Genomic DNA, 17,550 nt, shown 5'->3' with positions numbered 1-17,550 from the left:
CGTTCCAGCGCATCGACGTCGACCACGCGGCCGAGCTGCTGCAGCGCGACGACGTGCTGCGCTTCGACGTCCGCGACCCCGCCTCGTTCGACACTGCGCATTTGCCCGGCGCGCGGCATCTCACCCAGCGCAATCTCTCCGAAATCATCGCCGGCACGACCAAGCGCACGCCGATCCTGATCTACTGCTATCACGGCAATGCCAGCCAGGAGTATGCGCAGACCTTCTCCGATTTCGGCTTCGCGGAGGTCTATAGCCTCGACGGCGGCTATGAGGCGTGGCGCCAGCGTTATCCCGCGCGGAGCGACGCGGCGAACGTCGGTCCGGCCCTGGCGGCGTGGCTCGCCGCCGAGGGCTTTCCCGCCGACGACGTCGACGCCATCATCGCCAATCGCACCACGCCGCTGATGAAGGCGGCACATCTCGGCAACGTCGCCGTCATCCGCGAGCTGCTCGCTGCCGGCGCCGACGTCACCGCCAGGAACGCCGACGGCAACAACGCAGTGTGGCTCGCCTGCGTCGGCCGGCATCTCGCCGCCATCGACGCGCTGGTCGAGGCCGGCATCGATCTCGACAACAGCAACGACAATGGTGCCACCGCGCTGATGTATGCGTCGTCCTCCGGCAAGGCCGAAATGGTCGCGCATCTGCTGGCCAAGGGCGCGGACATCAGCACCGAGACGCTGGACGGCTTTTCCGCGCTCGACATGGCCGCCTCGCTCGAATGCCTCACCTTGCTGCGCCGCGCCGCCAAAGCGGCGGCGTCGAAGGCGGCCGCGCCCGAGGCCCGGCCATGAGCGTCATCGAGCACGATTTCGGCATGCAGCAGCGCCAGGTCGAACGCCGGTTTCGCACGCTGCTCAGCCTCGATGCGCTGCACGAGGCCAATGTCCGCGCCAATCCCATTCCCTATCTGGAGCGCGCCAGCGAGCGCATCTATCAGCTCGAGAAGGCCCTGTTCGATGCGCTGCAGGCGGCGACGACCGCAGCCGACTCCGGCGATGAGACGATAAGCATCGGCAAGGCCGAGCATCAGCGCCTGCTGCAATGCCGGGCGATCGTGGAGCGCGCCTATGCGCAACTGGTCGCCGATCAACCCGAAACCTGAATCAACGACGAGATGGAGTTCGAGATGTCGAGTGACGGCTTCTTCGTGGACTGGGACGGCAATCTGCGCAGCGCCGCCGATCCCGGCGGCGGCTATCTGTGCGACATCGACACGGTCGCGCGCTATGTCGCGGTGACGACGAAGAACGGCACGCTGGTGCACGAGGCGACGTTCTTCAAGACCAAGGCCGATGTCGAGAAAGCCGGCATCAAGGCGCCGCTGGTGCCCGGAAGTCATCCGTGGGGCGCGAAGGCGGATGGGTTCTGAGCCCCCATCACCGTGACGACGTCGTTGCGAGCGCAGCGAAGCAATCCACGACCACGCGCGCGGCCCTGGATTGCTTCGTCACCCCCGCTCCACGCAATGACGGGCGGATGGAAGAATGCCTCACTCGGGATGGATCATGATCTCCATGGTCTCGTCGAGATCATCGAACGGATCGGGAAAGCTCGTATCCTCCACCAGCGCGACGCCGCACAGGCAGACCTCGCCGTCGATGACCGCGAGCGCGATCGGCTCCAGGCTCTGGCCCTCGCAATCACCGCTGGTACACAATCCGGTGTCGATCTCGAAGATCGCGCCATGGCGGCCACAGCGCAGCATCGTGCGCTCCGCGTTGAAGAATTGGCCGCTGCCGATGTTCAGCCATTTGCCTTCGTGCGGGCAGCTGTTGACATAGCCGACGAAGCCGCCGGACACGGTATGGATGATCACGATCGGAAACGGCCGCGCCTCGCCATTGTCGCCGATCCGCGACAGGCTGAACGCCCTGGCTTCAGCCGGCGCGATGCTCGTCGTCGGACAGATGACGAAGACTTCCGGCTCACGTTCCGTCATGCGCGACGCTCCCTCAACGAGGCGACGGAGCTGCGGGACCGTGAAGAGTCTCCTGTCGCAAACCTGACGGCAGCGGCCCGAACTGGCGGGCCTCGGCGCGTCACTCTCGATCTGTCCCGATCCTTGCATGAAGCATGCCGCCTGCGCGCGCGATGTCGGCTTGGAGACAATGATGGCCACGATGAAGTTGTATATGACGCCGGGATCGTGCTCGACCGGCATCCACATCATCCTCGAAGAGCTCGAGGAGGTGTTCGAGGCCCATATCGTCAATCTCCCGGCCGGAGACAATTTCAAACCCGATTATGTGGCCATCAACCCGAAATCGACGATTCCGGCGCTGGTGCGCAGCGACGGCAGTGTGCTGACGGAAGTGCCGGCGATCGCCTATTGGCTCGGCCGCTCGCGGCCACGCGCCGGATTATGGCCTTCGGATATCGAGACCGAAACGCGGCTGCTCGAAGCCATGAGCTACATTGCCGGTACCGTGCATGGCCACGGCTTCGCGCGCATTTTTGCGACGCCGACCTTCAGCCGCAACGAGGCCGACCAGGAGTCCGTGCGCGCGCTCGGCCGCAACATCGTCGTGAAAGGCTTCGCAGTGCTCGACAAGATGCTCGGCACGCGGCCCTATCTCGGCGGCGAATTCTCCGTGGCGGATCCGATCCTGTTCTACGTCGCGTTCTGGGCCGACAAGACCGGCATTGCGCTGCCGGCCAACCTGCTCGCGCACTACCGGCGGATGCTGGCGCGGCCGGTCGTGCAGCGGGTGCTGCGCGAGGAAGGCTACAATCCGGCGACGCTGGGGAAGACGACGACGCCGTGACTACTCCGCGGCTTCCGGCAGCAGCGCGTGGTCTCCGAGATCGATGCCGCGGAAGATGGCGCAGCGGCGGAAGACCTCGATGGTCGGACCGACGCCCTTGTGGTGGCAGTATTTGGCGACCAGCTTGGCCAGCCCCTTGATGTCGCGGCCCGAGGCACCCGGGAACGTCTCCACCAGCAGCTCCACCAGGCCGGCGTCGATCTTCAAGCCGAACTGCTCGCACATCACCCGCCAGATCCGGCCGCGCGCTGCGGCGTCCGGCGCCTGGAACTTGATCAACGCAATGCAGCGCGACACGATGGCTTCGTCGATGTCGTCGATGCGGTTCGTCGTGAGGAACAACAGCCCATTGAAATATTCCAGCACGCGCAGGAACACGCCGACGACGGCATTCATCGTCATGTCGTCCTCGCGCCGCTTGATGTAGACGTCGGCCTCGTCGATCAGCATGACCGCGCCCCAGCGCTGCGCCCGGGTCAGCGCATCCTTCAGCGCGCCCTCCATTGCCGCGACGTTCAGCCCGAGCTGGCCGGAATGCACGCGATAGAGCGGCCGCCCGATGATCTCGGCGTAGACCTCCGCCGTCAGCGTCTTGCCGACCCCGGGCGGGCCTGCGCACAGCACCGTAGTGCCGCCCGACTTGCCGGCGACGATGTCGTCCATCAGCAGGTCCATCTCGGCCGTGAGAATGTCGATCAGGTCGGTCTGCTCCTCCGGCAGCACCAGCTTCTGCTTGAGCTCGGGCTGATAGGCGTAAGGCACCATGTCGTCGGCGTGCACCCAGAGATAATGGTGCAGGTCGAGATGGAACATCAGCATGTAGGGATGGACGGGGATCTTGCAGAAGAGGCCCTTCGGGATCGCCGCCCTGGAGTCCGCGACCTCCTGCTCGGCATCATAGAGATTGCTCTTGGCGGCCTTGCGCAGGTACTGCCCGAGAATGTCGCCGGTGACCTCGAGCGTCAGCGCCCGCTCGGTGAGAACGCCCTCGTCGTTGACGAGGCGCGCGCTGCCGCCGCCCGACGACAGCACGATCACGTCCTTGCGCGACCAGTCCATGTCGCGATGCGAGGAGTTCGGATCATCGGCGAAGAAGCCGATGCCGCGGCCGGAGAACTGCGCGCCATAGCGGCCGCGCCAGGCGAAGTACCGCTCGGCCGTCTCATCGTAGGCGGATATCAGCTCGGGCGTCTCCTTGAGGAAGCCCTTGGCGGCGAAGATCTCGGCGACCGTCCTGCCGACGATGTCGCCGGCGGAGATGCGCAAGGTGGACGTTGTGATCGCGCCCTTGGCATTGGCCTTGAGCTCGATGAAGACACGGCCGGCCTCGTCGTTCGACGGCGCCGTGTAGTCGAGCCGCGTCACGACATAGGGCAACGGACGGCTGGCGACGTTGGCGGTGAACATCCAGCCGCGGATGGCGCCCGAGATCAGGTAGCGCGCAATCGCCGGCAGTACCGATTCCAGCTCGTGCTCGGCGAAGCGGGCGCCGGAATCGGCAAAGGCGCGCTGCAGGGTCGCGATCTGCGCCGCACGGGCGTGCCATTCGGGACCGGCCTTCTGGTAGCTGTCGCGCAGGAAGTCGAGCTCGGCGGTCGCGAGCTGCGCCACGTCGACCTCGACCCTGTCGCCGAAGCGCAACTGCTCCTTCAGCGAGGCGAGGTGCGGAAAGGCCGCCGCCATCTCCTCGATGGTGGGACGTTCGATCTGCAGCTTCATGTTGCGTACCTCGATGCCGTCCCACTCACGACGGCACTCTCGTCGGCGGGCGCATCGCCGCGTCCGCCTTCGCCAGCAGCAGGCGGTTCGCGGCGAGCGAGAATTCCTGCCAGGCGGCGGCGATGTCGCGCAGGATCGTCTGCACATAATCCTTCGACGGCTTGTGCTCGAACGGAAAGTTCGACAGCGCGCAGGACGTGCGGTTGAAGGCTATGGCATCGTCGAGCAGCGACTGCATGACATCGCGAAACGGCTTCTGGATCTCCGGCATCAGGGCGGAGCGGCCGCGCTCGACGGCAACGTCGCGCATGTCGAAGGTCAGTGCGTCCAGCACCTGCAGCGCCGCAGCGAACACCTGCTCGGTGGCTCCGAGAAGAGCGAGCTGGGTCAGTTGCTCGCGCTGCTGCGCGGCGAGGCCGCGATTGAGCCGCTGCCGATAGTCGTCGAACGCGGTGTCACGCTGCGCGGCGACCCAGGCGCCGAACCAGGCGAGGCTCGCGGCGTTGCCCGACAGCCCGTCGCCGGTCGCGGCGACCGCGCGCGGCGCGGCGGTCTCGCCGATGCCCCGGGCGATCGCGCGCTCGATGCGCCTGGCGGCGTTCAGCGCGCCTTCGAGATAGCCGGCCGCGTGGCTTGCGGTTTCAGCGCCGCCAAGATACAGCCGCCCGTCCCACAGCGCCCGCCGCAGCATCGGATTGGCGATCTCGCTGTGCTCGCCGCGTGGCGTGGTGCGATCCAGTGCGCTGCAGGTGAAGCGCTCGGCCGCCCAGTCCTGGTAGTGCTGCTCGCCGCCTTCCAGCGCGGAGCCGAACAACTGCACCATCTGGCTGTCCATCAGCAACGGCAGCCCGACGCTGAAGGCCGCGCGCAGATCGGGCGAGAATGCGAGGAAGCCGCCGAGCGCAGCGCGGTCGCCGCCCGCATCGCAGGCATCGAAGATCTCGCCGATCACGGCCTGCTCGTGGCTGACGAACGCATTGCCGGACCGGCCCTGGTCGCGCCAATGCGCCTGGTCGTAGGCGATCACGACCTTGGCCTGCGCCGCCATCCAGGTCTCGGCGCCACGCATCGCCTCGAAGGTCGCGTCGTCCAGCTCGGGAAAGAAGCCGACGTGGTCGATCAGCAGCCGCGGCGGCAGCGCGAGCACGGCGCGCCTGGCCTCGATCGCGGCCGATTCCGTTGCTGTGGCGAAGATCAGCCGCACATGCGTGCCGCAGTCGACGATGCGCATCAGCTCATGGCCGAGATGGATAAAGGGCTGCGGCAGATCGCGTGCCAGCGCCTCGATCAATTTCGCCATGCCGCCGGAGAGCCGGCGCGCGCCCTGGTGGACCGGCGGCCCGCCGATCTGCTCGGCCGGCTTGTCCGCCTCTCTCAGATGAAGATGCGTGCCATCATCGTGCTGGGCAAAGTCAGACAGGCCGAGCTCCGCGACCAGGCCGGCGAGCAGCGGCTGGGTGTCCGGCCAGAACCAGGTCGGGCCGAGGTCCAGCGCAAGCCCGCCCTTGCTCCTGGCCGACAGCACCCGCCCGCCCAGGCGATGTCGGGCTTCGAACAAAGCGAACGTGCTGCCGCGCTGCTGCAGGCTGCGCGCGAGTGCCATTCCGCACAATCCACCTCCGACAATGGCCGTTTCGAGCATGGCAGGACCTCGGCTGATGCGTTGCGATCGCGTCTCGACCGGGTCCTGCAAAAAGCTTGCAAGTTTTTGCAGGCGCGCGCGTGTGCGTTTCCAAACATTGCTTGATTTTCGCAACGGCTTGGCTCACCTCATCACAATGAGCGACGAGCGCGAGATCCTGGCCGCCAATGCGGCCTTCTATGCTGCCTTCACGGACGGTGATTTCGCGGCGCTCGTCGCCCTCTGGGCCGATCGCGACGGTATCTCCTGCATTCATCCCGGCTGGCCGGCGATCGTCGGCCGCGCCGCCGTGATCGGCAGCTGGCGCGATATCCTCGCCAACCCGGGCCGGCCGAACATCGTCTGTGCGGATCCGCACGCGATCGTCAGCGGCGATCATGGTCACGTGCTCTGCATCGAGCTGGTGGATGGCGCGGCGCTCGCCGCGGCCAATCACTTTGCGCGCATCGACGGCGCCTGGCGGATGATCCACCACCAATCCAGCCCGATCGCGCAGCTCGCGACACCGGAAGACGACGCCGACGGCCATCGCCTCCACTGATCGTCGCATCTGGCACGAAACTTGATGTGTCCTCCCTGACCGGCAGCAATGTCGGAGATTGTTGATTTTCGTCGCGTCGGATTCGGACCGGATGTCCGTCTCCACGCAAGGCGATCTGCGAAGGCTGCGACCAGCAGTGTGCAGATGCCGACGGGAGACACGGGATGGCACGCGTTCTGACCGCCTATCTGAAGCGCAGCGATGTGCCGACGCGCACAGCGTTGCAGCACGCCATCGACCTCACGTTCGGCCAGGCGCGGGGAGCACTGGGATGAACATCACGGCTCCGCTACAGCCGACCGCGATCCACGCCGTTCCCGCCGAGCTCTGCGACTGCGGCTTCCGCTTGCTGATGATCAGGCAGTTCAACGTCGGTGCCGTGCCGCCGGCGTTCGCCATCATCGATCAGCGCGTCATGCGGATGCCGCAACGGCTCGGACGCCACGGCGTGTCGTTTGCCGCGACGTTCCTGCCCGAGGTGATGGCGTGGCTGATCGATCACCTCGGCCGTCCCTCGCTGCATGATGAGACCGGCCGCTCCTATCGCAATCCGCGCTGGCCGGTGGTGTGCTGGCATGACCAGGAACGCTACTGGCCGAGCGGCGCAGTCACGGTCGAGTGGTTCGCCGAGGTCGCGTTCCAGGATCACGCCTCTTGGATGGCGTTCCGTACCCATTGGCATGACGACCTGATGGGACGGAATGGCGACGTTCACGCCTCCGGTGGAGAAGCAGAGCTCTGCGACGAACGCGCAGCGGGAAAGGAATTTGCCGGCGAGGCGTTACAGCGAGCATGATTTGTCAAAGTCGGGGCGACGGCATCAACGGCCCTTGTCCAGGCAGTCCTGCCGCGTGATAGTCGAGTGGCCACAGCAGTTGCGGAGGATCTCGTGCGCTACGTCTCGTGGTTTGAAGGCTGGCTCGGCAGCTTCCGTTCCGAGCGCATGTCGGAGCAGAGAACGACCGGACGAAACGCCGCCGTTCTTCCGCGGCGGTCCGCCGGGCTCTCGAGCGAGGACCTGTTCTACATCGCCATGCTGGGACCGCACGTCTGACCGGCGCTGCTGCCGAGCGCAATCAGGGGCGGCGGGCTGGACAAACGGCCGCCATGCCGCCACACAGGTGCGACATCCCATGCGCCCCGGCCCGGGCTGCGCACCGTGATTGCCGCTCCATGCCGCAGGTTTGCTCCACGGACGCATGAACGGTTCCGGAAGCCGCGGCGGAGCTCACCTGCGGACTCCCGAATGACATCGCCGACGCCTTCTCGCCTGTTCCCGAATGCATCTGATCAGCCGCGCCTGATGGCTCCGACCGAGTTGCGGCGGCGCTGGCGCGCCGGCGAGGAGGTGGCGCTGCTCGACGTCCGCGAGGAAGGCCCCTATTCGCTGTCGCACCCGTTCTTCGCGGTGTCGCTGCCGCTGTCGCAGATCGAGCTGCGCATCCTCGATCTCGTGCCGCGGCTAAACGTGCCTGTCGTCGTCTATGACGATGACGAAGGCTATGCCGCGCGCGCGGTGCCGCGCATCCGGGCGCTGGGCTACACTGACGTGTCGGTCCTCGATGGCGGACTGTCCGGCTATGCGCGCCATGGCGAGGTGTTCCGCGACGTCAACGTGCCGAGCAAGGCGTTCGGCGAACTGGTCGAGGCGATCAGGCACACGCCGTCGCTGTCGGCCGACGAAGCCAAGGCCCTGATCGAGCGCGAGTCGAACCTGGTCGTGCTCGATGCCCGCCGCTTCGAGGAATACCGCACCATGAGCATTCCGCGCGGGGTCAGCGTCCCCGGCGGCGAGCTGGCGTTCCGGGCGCGCGAGATCGCGCCGTCGCCCGACACCACGATCATCGTCAACTGCGCCGGACGCACGCGCTCGATCATCGGCACGCAGTCGCTGATCAATGCCGGGCTGCCGAACAGGATCTATGCGCTGCGCAACGGCACGATCGGCTGGACGCTGGCCGGCCATCAGGTCGAACGCGGCAGGACCGCGCGCATGCTGGAGCGGCCAGCGGCGAGCTACGCGACCGCGCTGGCTGATGCCAAGGCCTGGGCCGAGCGCGTCGGCGTCGGCGTGCTGGATGCCGCGACCTTCGCGCGCCATCAGGCCGAGGCCGGGACGCGCACGCTGTATTGCCTCGACGTTCGCACGCCCGAGGAATATGCCAGCTCGCATCCCGCCGGCTTCGCGTCGGCGCCGGGCGGCCAGCTCGTGCAGGCGATCGACGAATGGGTCGGCGTGCGCGGCGCCCGCCTGGTGCTGTTCGATGATGACGGCGTGCGCGCGCGCATGACGGCGTCGTGGCTCAAGCAGATGGGCTGGGAGGTGTCGGTCGTGGGACCGGATGTCGTTGCAGCCACCGAAACCGAAATCCGCGCCGCACGCCGGCCGCCGCTGCCGCAACTTGGCGAAGCGACCATCAGCGCCGAGCAACTCGCGGCCGATGCGGCGGCGTGGACCATCGTCGATCTCACACGCAGTCCGAGCTACAAGGCCGGGCACATTCCCGGCGCACATTTCGTGCTGGCGTCGCGCTTTGCCAACGATCTGGCCAAGCTGCCCGGCAGTAGCGCAATCGTGCTGACCAGCGATGACGGCGCCGAGGCGGCTTTCGCGCTGGCCGACGCACGGGCTGCGACGCCGCGCGAGGTCCGCGTGCTTTCAGGTGGCACGCGCGCATGGACGGCCGCGGGTCACGCATTGGAGACGGAGCGGCAGTCCCGGATCTCGCCTGCCGACGACGTCTACAAGCGGCCCTATGAGGGCACCGACAACGCGGCCGAAGCGATGCAGGCCTATATCGACTGGGAGCTGCAGCTCGTCGCCCAGCTCGCCAACGATAGCGTGTCGAATTTCCACGTGGTGTAGGTCGATCGAACCGTATGGTGGGCAAAGGCGCATTCGCAAAGCGAATGCGCCTTTGCCCACCATTTTGCTACGAGGGTGCCGAAACATGGTGGGCACGCGCCGCCTTGCGGCGGCGCTTTGCCCACCCTACCTCGCAGCGTCGCCGGACGCTGCGCGCCGAACTCAGCGGCGCTGGTTGTAGACGTCGATGCAGACGGCGCCGAGCAGCACCAGGCCCTTGATGACCTGCTGATAGTCGATGCCGATGCCGAGGATGGACATGCCGTTGTTCATCACGCCCATGATCATGGCGCCGATGACAGCGCCGCCGACCCGCCCCACGCCGCCATAGGCCGAGGCGCCACCGATGAAGCACGCCGCGATGACGTCGAGCTCAAACCCGAGACCGGCCTTCGGCGTCGCCGTGTTGAGACGCGCGGCAAAGATCAGGCCGGCCAGTGCCGCCAGCACACCCATGTTGACGAAGGTCATGAACACCAGCCGCTCGGTCTTGATGCCCGACAGCTTGGCGGCCTTGGCGTTGCCGCCGACCGCATAGATCTGCCGGCCGACCACGGTGCGGCGGGTCATGAAGCCGTAGAGCGCGATCAGCGCGGTCATGATGACCAGCACGTTGGGCAGGCCGCGATGCGAGGCGATCAGATAGGTGAAATACATCAGGGCGCCGGCCAGCACGACGTTCTTGGCGGCGAAGAAGCCGAACGGCTCGACCGCGATGCCGTGCTCCACCTCGCGCGCGCGGCCCTTGACGCTGGCATAGACCAGGATGAGCGTCAGCACCGCGCCGATCGCGAGCGACGTCGGATAGAGGTGCGCCGCGCTCGGCATGAACTCAGGGATGAAGCCGGACGACAGCTTCTGGAACGTGCCCGGGAACGGCCCGACCGACTGCCCCTGCAGCAGCGCCAGCGCCAGCCCCTTGAACACCAGCATGCCCGCCAGGGTCACGATGAAGGAGGGAATGCCGAAATAGGCCACCCAATAGCCCTGCGCGGCGCCGATCGCGGCGCCGACGATCAGGCAGGCAATGATCGCGAGCGGGAAGTCGACGTGATAGCGCACCATCAGCACGGCGGCGACCGCGCCGACGAAGCCCGCGACCGAGCCGACCGACAGGTCGATGTGCCCGGTGACGATCACCAGCAGCATGCCCAGCGCCATGATGACGATGTAGCTGTTCTGCAGCACCAGGTTGGTGAGGTTGAGCGGCTGCAGCAGGGTGCCGTCCGTCATGAACTGGAAGAACAGCATGATCACGAACAGCGACAGCAGCATGCCGTAGCTGCGCAGATTGTTCTTCAGGAAGCCGCTGTGCGACTTCTCCTCCGGGAGCGAAACCGTCTTGTCGGTCATTGCTGGCGTCCTCCCGGCCGCTTACGCGGCCGTCTCCTGGTTCTTGATGGTTTCGTTGCGCATGATGGCGCGCATGATCTTTTCCTGCGTCGCCTCCGGCCCGGCGAACTCGCCGACGAAGGCGCCGTCATTCATCACGCAGATGCGGTCGCAGATCCCGAGCAGCTCCGGCATCTCCGAGGAGATCACCACCACACCCCGGCCGGCATCAGCGAGCTCCTGGATGATACAGTAAATCTCGTACTTTGCGCCAACGTCGATGCCGCGCGTCGGCTCGTCCAGGATCAAGACCTTGGGATCTGTCATCAGCCATTTCGACAGCACGACCTTCTGCTGGTTGCCGCCGGAGAGCTGGCCGGCCTCCTGGTAGACGTCCGAGCAGCGAATCCGCATCCGGCCGCGGTAACCGGACGCCGCCTTGAGCTCGGCGATGTCGTCGATCACGCCCTTCGGCGCGACCTGGGAGAGAGACGCCAGGGTGATGTTCTTGCGGACGTCGTCGGCCAGGATCAGGCCGAGCTGCTTGCGGTCTTCGGTGACATAGGCGAGGCCGGCATCGATCGCCGCCGGGACGCTGGTGAGATGGACGTCGTGGCCTTCGAGCCGGGCGCGGCCGGTGATGTTGATGCCCCAGGAGCGGCCGAACAGGCTCATGGCGAATTCGGTGCGCCCCGCCCCCATCAGGCCGGCGATGCCGACGATCTCGCCGCGGCGGACCTGGAAGTCGACGTTCTTGATCACCTGCCGATCGGTATGCTGCGGGTGGTAGACCGACCAGTTCTCGACCGTGAACACGGGCTCGCCGATCTTGGGTTGCCGCTCCGGGAAGCGGTGCGCCATGTCGCGATTGACCATGCTCTTGATGATGCGGTCCTCCAGGACCGGCTCGGCGCGGCAGTCGATGCTGTCGACGCTGCGCCCGTCGCGCAGCACCGTGATGCGGTCGGCGACGCGGGCGACCTCGTTGAGCTTGTGCGTGATCAGGATCGAGGAGATGCCCTGCTCGCGGAAGGCGACGAGGCGGTCGAGCAGCGCCTGGCTGTCGGCCTCGTTCAGGCTCGCCGTCGGCTCGTCCAGGATCAAGAGCTTGACGCGCTTGGACAGCGCCTTGGCGATCTCCACGAGCTGCTGCTTGCCGACACCGAGATCAGTGATCAGTGTATCCGGCGATTCCTTCAGGCCGACCTGGGCCAGCAATTGCTGGGTGCGCCGGTAGACCTCGTCGCGGTCGATGACGCCGAAGCGCTGCGGCGCATGCGACAGGAAGATGTTCTCGGCGATGGACATCAGCGGGATCAGCGCAAGCTCCTGGTGGATGATGATGATGCCGAGCGCCTCGGAATCGTTGATGTCGCGGAATCGCCGCTCCTCGCCCTCGAAGATGATCTGGCCCTCATAGCGACCGTACGGATAGACGCCGCTCAGCACCTTCATCAGGGTCGACTTGCCGGCGCCGTTCTCGCCGACCAAAGCGTGGATCTCGCCCGCCTCGACCGTGAAGCTGACGTCGCGCAGCGCCTGCACGCCCACGAAGCTCTTGCTGACGCCGCGCATTTCGAGGATTGCCGTCATCGCTCTGTATCCCGCAACTTGAGCCGTCTTGGAGGTGGCCGGCGAGCGCATGACCGCGCTCGCCGGCCACCGGTGATCACTCGACTTGCGACTTCTTGTAGTAGCCGCCCTCGATCAGGACCTTCTCCCAATTGCTCTTGTCGACCACGACCGGCTTGAGCAGATAAGCGGGAACGACCTTGACGCCGTTGTTGTAGGTCTTGGTGTCGTTGACCTGCACCTGCTTGCCGTTGAGCACGGCATCGACCATATCGGCGGTCACCTTGGCGAGGTCGCGGGTGTCCTTGAAGATCGTCGAGTACTGGTCGCCGCGCAGGATCGCCTTGACCGACGGCACCTCGGCGTCCTGGCCTGAGATGACCGGCATCGGCTGGTTGCCGCTGCCATAGCCGACGCCCTTCAGCGACGAGATGATGCCGATCGAGAGGCCGTCATAGGGCGACAGCACCGCGTCGACACGCTTGTTGCCGTAATAGGCACTGAGCAGGTTGTCCATGCGGGCCTGGGCGGTGGCGCCGTCCCAGCGCAGGGTCGCGACCTTGTCCATGCCCATCTGGCCGGACGCAACCTTGAGCTTGCCCGAGTCGATGTACGGCTGCAGCACCGACATCGAGCCGTTGTAGAAGAAGTAGGCGTTGTTGTCGTCCGGCGAGCCGCCGAACAGCTCGATGTTGAACGGGCCCTTGCCGTCCTTCAGGCCGAGCTTGTCGACGATCGACTGCGCCTGCAGCACGCCGACCTGGAAATTGTCGAAGGTCGCGTAGTAGTCGACATTCGGCGTGTCGCGGATCAGGCGGTCATAAGCGATGACGGTGACGCCCTTCTCCTTGGCCTGCTTCAGCGCGTCGGACAGCGTGGTGCCGTCGATCGCGGCGATGACCAGCACCTTGGCGCCCTTGGTGACCATGTTCTCGACCTGCGAGAGCTGGTTCGGGATGTCGTCCTCGGCATATTGCAGGTCGGTGTTGTAGCCGCGCTCCTTCAGCACCTTCACGATGTTGTTGCCGTCGTCGATCCAGCGCGCCGAGGACTTGGTCGGCATCGCGATGCCGACGGTTGCCTTGCCCTGCGCCATTGCGGCGCTGGACAGCGCCACGGCGCCGAGGCCGGCCAGCGCGGCGGCCATGATGGTCTTGAAATTCAGCATGCTTCACTCCCTCTAAGATTTTCAGATTTGAACTAGGAATACGCGATTGCGTATCTTGATACCAGATAGCTGTTAGGCTGAACGACGCTCGACTCGATTGTTCCTCCTCTCAGATCGACAGCTTCACGTCAGGCTCGGCGCGACCGCGGGCGCCGACCTCAAGCAGGAAAGTCTGGCCGTGGCCGGGGTCGGCCGCCTTGGCCGCCGCGTCCATGTCCTGCCAGGCCGACGTGACCAGCAGGCGCGACAGACCGGGACCGACGAAGGCCGGGCAGCTCGCCTGGCTGGCCGGAACCGCGATGCAGCGCAGATGCTCGCCCTGCGGGCTGTAGACATCGACACAACCGCCGCCCCAGCGCGCGTTCCAGATCCGCCCCTCGGCGTCGACGACGGCACCGTCGAGCCCGCCGACGCCGGCATGGCGCAGCAGCACCTCCGGCTCGCCGCGCGGCAGGCCGGTCGTCGGGTCGAGCGCGACGCGGTAGAGCACGTTCTCGTCCGTATCGGCGAAATAGCCGATCGCGCCATCCGGCGAGAAGCAGATTGCGTTGGGAATGGTGACGTTGGGGAACAGGCGGATGATCTCACCGCGATGCAGCGCATAGATCGAGCCCAGGCCGCACTCGGCGTTGCGCCCCATGGTGCCGATCCAGAACGTCCCGGAGGGATGGACCCGCGAGTCGTTCGACCGCGTCGCAGGATTGTCGGCCTCGAGCGGCAGGAACAGCGACAGCGCGCCGTCGGCGACGGTGCGGACATAGAGTCCGTCCTCGGCGACGATCAACTGCCTCACGGCATCGATGCGGCCGAGCGCGCTCGCCATCCTGCCGAGCCCGTGGCGTCGGACGTCGCCGCTACCGATATTGGCCTCGAACAGCAGGCCTTCGCGGATGTCGAACCACCAGGCGGTGTCGGTGTGAGGATCGTAGGTCGGCCCCTCGCCGAGATGGCAGCGCTCGTCGCAAAGGATCGTGGTCGGCACCTGCTCCATCATGTCGACGCTCCCGCGATCGAGAAGCGATACACCGTCTCGTGCTTGTAGACGTCGTCGGGCGCGAGACGTGCGCTCGGAAAATCCGGACGGTTCGGACTGTCCGGCCAGACCTGCGGCTCCAGGCAGAGCGCGTCGGATTGGCGATAGACGCGGCCCTTGCCGCTCACGGTCGCGTCAATATAGTTGCCGGAATAGACCTGCAGGCCCGGCTGATCGGTGAGCAACTCCATGATCCGTCCCGACCGCCGCGACTCGATCCGTGCCGCGAAGCGCACGCCGTCGCCGGCGCGCAGACAGAAATTGTGGTCATAGCCGCGGCCGCATCTGATCTGCGCATCGTCGGCACGAATGCGCGCGCCGATCGCATGCGCGTCGCGGAAATCGAACGGCGTACCAACAACGCTGTGCGGCGGCCCCTCCAGCGGGATCGCCGTTTCGTCGATCGCCAGGTAGTGGTCCGCAGCGAGCGTCAGACGGTGATCGAGAATATCGGTGCCGGCGGCCAGGCCGTCGAGATTGAAGAAGCTGTGATTGGTCAGGTTGACCACCGTCGTCCGGGTGGTCCGGGCGCTGAAGCTGACAGCCAGCTCCATCGGCCCGGTCAACTGATAGGTGACACGGACGTCGAGCCGCCCCGGATAGTTAGCCTCGCCGTCGGGGCTGACATAGAGCATCGTGACCGAGGGCTGGTCGCCGTCTTCGGTGGCGACGATCTGCCAGAGCTTGCGGTCGAAGCCGTCAGGGCCGCCATGCAAGGCGTGCGCGCCATTATTCGCTTCCAAACGGATGTCCTGACCATCGAGCACGAAACGTGCCTTGGCGATGCGGTTGGCGTAGCGTCCGACCGTCGCGCCGAAAAATTTCCGGAGCAGCAAGTAGCTCAGCAGGTCGTCATGACCGAGCACCACGTCGTCGACGACGCCCTGCGCATCCGGCACCAGCAGCGCCTGCAGTACCGCTCCGTAGGTGATGATCCGCGCCTCGAAGCCGTCGGCGCCACGCAAGGTGACGCGCTCGACCTCGCGGCCGTCCGGCAGGCTGCCAAACACATCCCTGGTGATATCAGCCTCTGCCATCGCTCTAGTCCTCGAACGGCTCGACGAAGTGGCGGCGGCCGAGCAGGAACGCGTCGGCCACCAGCCGCAGCGGCGCGAGATCGACGTCACCAGCGCCGGTCTTCGTCAGCTCGACGAAGCGGCGATAGAGGCCGGGATATTCGCGCTCCTTCTCGTCGATCATCACTTGGTCATCCGCGGTCATCCGCGCGCCGCCTAGCGACAGCTTGAGTTGCCCGGCGTCGGTCTCGATCCGGATGTCCCAGCTCTGCGGCCCGGTCTGGCGGAAGTCGAACTCGGCCGCGATCGGCAGCTCGCTGGCTGTCGACAACGACAGGTTGGCCGCGATCGGCGCCTGGCGGTTGGACGGAAACGACAGCTCGGCCTCGGTCAGGAACACCGGCTCGGGCAGGATGCGGGTCAGGATCGACAGTGCGTTGATGCCGGGATCGAACACGCCGAGACCGCCCGGCTCCCAGATCCAGGCCTGGCCGGGATGCCAGACACGCACGTCCTCCTTCCAGTCGATCCGCACGCTGCGGATCCGACGCTGTGACAGCCATTGCCGCGCCGGCTCGACTGCGGGCGCGTAGCGCGAATGCCAGGTCGCGAACAGCGTGCGCCCCTTTGCGGCGGCGAGTGCAATCAGCGGATCGAGCTCGCTGACGGCAGCACCGGGCGGCTTTTCCAGCATCACATGCTTGCCGGCCTCGAGCGCCGCCAGCGCCTGCGCACGGCGCACCTGCGGCGGCGTGCACAACGCAACCGCGTCGATCTCGGGACCATCGCGCAGCAGTTCCTCGATGGTGCCGAAATGCGGCAGGCCGGGCAGCGAGGCGTTACGGCTTGCGACGGCCGTCAAGGTCACGCCCTCGGTGGCGGCGATGGCCGGCACGTGCTGATCCCTGGCGATCTTGCCGAAGCCGACGATGGCGACACGAAGCTCGCTCATCTCTAGCGTCCCCAGCGCAGCACGACCGGGTCGAGCCGGCGCGCGATCTCGATCAGACCCTTCTGTGTCGCCGGATGGATCGGCGGCTGCGGCGCGCGCAGCGTGTCGTGCTTGATCACGCCGCCCGCCTTCATCAGGATCTTGCAGGTCGCAAGGCCGCACTGCCGGTTCTCGTAGTTGATCAGCGGCAACCAGCGCTCATAGGCTGCGGCCGCGGCCTCGCGGTCGCCCGCGAAATACGGATCGATGATCTTGCGGATGCCGTCGGGATAGCCGCCGCCGGTCATCGCGCCGGTGGCGCCGGCATCGAGGTCGGCCATCAGGGTGATCGCCTCCTCGCCATCCCACGGGCCTTCAATCGCCACGCCGCCGGCCTCGATCAGCGCCCGCAGCTTGTCCGCCGCGCGCGGCACCTCGATCTTGAAATAAGCGAGGTTCTCGATCTCCTTGGCCATGCGCGCCAAGAACGGCACCGACAGCGGCGTGCCGGCGACCGGCGCATCCTGCACCATGATCGGGATCGAGATCGCGTCCGACACGCCGCGATAGAACTCGTAGATCGAGCTATCCGGCACGCGGAAGGTCGCGCCGTGGTAGGGCGGCATCACCATGACCATGGCGGCGCCCCTCTCCTGCGCCCGGCGCGAGCGCTCGGCGCAGACAAAGGTCGAGAAATGCGTCGTCGTGACGATGATCGGCACGCGGCCGGCGACATGCTCCAGCACGGTCGTCATGACCAGATCGCGCTCGTCGTCGGTCAGCACGAACTGCTCGGAGAAGTTGGCGAGGATGCAAATGCCGTGCGAGCCGGCATCGATCATGAAGTCGATCGCGCGCTTCTGGCCCTCGAGGTCGAGACGGCCGTCGGCGTCGAACACGGTCGGCGCCACCGGGAAGACGCCCTTGTAGAGCTTTTTGGCGGAAGCGGTCATGGGCAC

At 66.3% G+C, this 17,550-nt stretch carries 18 protein-coding genes; 8 read left to right on the top strand and 10 right to left on the bottom strand.

The genetic code is table 11. The features are described from left to right. Positions 1–53: 53 nt before the first annotated feature. The 3 genes from ACQR2C_RS21765 to ACQR2C_RS21755 are packed head-to-tail and all read left to right on the top strand — an operon-like array spanning position 54 to position 1,375. Positions 54–797, top strand: a complete 744-nt coding sequence (locus ACQR2C_RS21765) for an ankyrin repeat domain-containing protein (RefSeq protein ID WP_434874177.1) — start codon at positions 54–56, stop codon at positions 795–797. Further along, on the top strand, positions 794–1,108 hold the full coding sequence (locus tag ACQR2C_RS21760; RefSeq protein ID WP_316177992.1) for a hypothetical protein: 315 nt from the start codon (positions 794–796) through the stop codon (positions 1,106–1,108). Before ACQR2C_RS21765 ends, ACQR2C_RS21760 begins: the two co-directional genes overlap by 4 nt. A 24-nt stretch (positions 1,109–1,132) precedes the next feature. After that, a complete protein-coding gene (locus ACQR2C_RS21755; protein WP_315804482.1) occupies positions 1,133–1,375 on the top strand; it encodes a hypothetical protein in 243 nt (80 codons plus the stop codon). Between the two features lie 120 nt (positions 1,376–1,495). On the opposite strand, the gene ACQR2C_RS21750 is transcribed toward ACQR2C_RS21755, so the two are convergent. Beyond that, entirely contained in the window at positions 1,496–1,945 is a 450-nt protein-coding gene (locus ACQR2C_RS21750) for a Rieske (2Fe-2S) protein (protein WP_434874158.1), read from the bottom strand. Between the two features lie 181 nt (positions 1,946–2,126). Between ACQR2C_RS21750 and ACQR2C_RS21745 the strand changes: the two genes are divergently transcribed. Further along, a complete protein-coding gene (locus tag ACQR2C_RS21745; RefSeq protein ID WP_316218643.1) occupies positions 2,127–2,771 on the top strand; it encodes a glutathione S-transferase family protein in 645 nt (214 codons plus the stop codon). On the opposite strand, the gene ACQR2C_RS21740 is transcribed toward ACQR2C_RS21745, so the two are convergent. Both ACQR2C_RS21740 and ACQR2C_RS21735 read right to left on the bottom strand, forming a co-directional pair. After that, positions 2,772–4,490 carry an ATP-binding protein gene (locus ACQR2C_RS21740; protein WP_434882074.1) on the bottom strand — a complete coding sequence of 573 codons (1,719 nt, stop codon included), beginning with the start codon at positions 4,488–4,490 and terminating at the stop codon, positions 2,772–2,774. It abuts the gene before it with no gap. Positions 4,491–4,515: 25 nt separating this feature from the next. Then, the gene (locus ACQR2C_RS21735) at positions 4,516–6,132 is read right to left on the bottom strand and encodes a flavin monoamine oxidase family protein (protein WP_434882073.1); all 1,617 of its coding nucleotides are present in this window, start codon (positions 6,130–6,132) and stop codon (positions 4,516–4,518) included. 136 nt (positions 6,133–6,268) lie between these two features. On the opposite strand from ACQR2C_RS21735, the gene ACQR2C_RS21730 reads away from it, so the two are divergent. From ACQR2C_RS21730 to ACQR2C_RS21715, 4 genes are all read left to right on the top strand, one after another. Continuing rightward, the gene (locus ACQR2C_RS21730; RefSeq protein ID WP_315804532.1) at positions 6,269–6,673 is read left to right on the top strand and encodes a nuclear transport factor 2 family protein; all 405 of its coding nucleotides are present in this window, start codon (positions 6,269–6,271) and stop codon (positions 6,671–6,673) included. A 277-nt stretch (positions 6,674–6,950) separates the two neighbouring features. Beyond that, positions 6,951–7,469 (top strand): hypothetical protein, encoded by a 519-nt coding sequence (locus ACQR2C_RS21725; protein ID WP_315804531.1) that lies wholly within the window; start codon positions 6,951–6,953, stop codon positions 7,467–7,469. 66 nt (positions 7,470–7,535) lie between these two features. Continuing rightward, complete coding sequence (locus ACQR2C_RS21720; RefSeq protein ID WP_316238436.1) at positions 7,536–7,727, top strand: hypothetical protein; 192 nt, start codon at positions 7,536–7,538, stop codon at positions 7,725–7,727. A 192-nt stretch (positions 7,728–7,919) separates the two neighbouring features. Continuing rightward, entirely contained in the window at positions 7,920–9,539 is a 1,620-nt protein-coding gene (locus ACQR2C_RS21715) for a rhodanese-like domain-containing protein (protein ID WP_434882072.1), read from the top strand. A 162-nt stretch (positions 9,540–9,701) separates the two neighbouring features. On the opposite strand, the gene mmsB is transcribed toward ACQR2C_RS21715, so the two are convergent. From mmsB to ACQR2C_RS21680, 7 genes are all read right to left on the bottom strand, one after another. Next, entirely contained in the window at positions 9,702–10,892 is a 1,191-nt protein-coding gene (mmsB, locus tag ACQR2C_RS21710) for a multiple monosaccharide ABC transporter permease (protein WP_434882071.1), read from the bottom strand. Between the two features lie 21 nt (positions 10,893–10,913). After that, on the bottom strand, positions 10,914–12,464 hold the full coding sequence (mmsA, locus tag ACQR2C_RS21705) for a multiple monosaccharide ABC transporter ATP-binding protein (RefSeq protein WP_316218647.1): 1,551 nt from the start codon (positions 12,462–12,464) through the stop codon (positions 10,914–10,916). 76 nt (positions 12,465–12,540) lie between these two features. After that, positions 12,541–13,611, bottom strand: a complete 1,071-nt coding sequence (gene chvE / locus ACQR2C_RS21700; protein ID WP_315804475.1) for a multiple monosaccharide ABC transporter substrate-binding protein — start codon at positions 13,609–13,611, stop codon at positions 12,541–12,543. Between the two features lie 109 nt (positions 13,612–13,720). Further along, entirely contained in the window at positions 13,721–14,602 is an 882-nt protein-coding gene (locus tag ACQR2C_RS21695) for an SMP-30/gluconolactonase/LRE family protein (protein WP_434882083.1), read from the bottom strand. After that, positions 14,602–15,681, bottom strand: a complete 1,080-nt coding sequence (locus ACQR2C_RS21690) for an aldose epimerase family protein (RefSeq protein ID WP_434874155.1) — start codon at positions 15,679–15,681, stop codon at positions 14,602–14,604. Before ACQR2C_RS21690 ends, ACQR2C_RS21695 begins: the two co-directional genes overlap by 1 nt. 4 nt (positions 15,682–15,685) lie before the next feature. Next, a complete protein-coding gene (locus ACQR2C_RS21685; protein ID WP_434882070.1) occupies positions 15,686–16,612 on the bottom strand; it encodes a Gfo/Idh/MocA family protein in 927 nt (308 codons plus the stop codon). 2 nt (positions 16,613–16,614) lie between these two features. Then, positions 16,615–17,544 carry a dihydrodipicolinate synthase family protein gene (locus tag ACQR2C_RS21680; RefSeq protein ID WP_315804472.1) on the bottom strand — a complete coding sequence of 310 codons (930 nt, stop codon included), beginning with the start codon at positions 17,542–17,544 and terminating at the stop codon, positions 16,615–16,617. Positions 17,545–17,550: the final 6 nt, after the last annotated feature.

This window comes from Bradyrhizobium sp. HKCCYLRH3061, assembly GCF_051168015.1.
Classification (GTDB): domain Bacteria; phylum Pseudomonadota; class Alphaproteobacteria; order Rhizobiales; family Xanthobacteraceae; genus Bradyrhizobium.
Note: the sequence above shows the minus strand (reverse complement) of the source record. Positions and strands in the feature narration are given on the sequence as shown.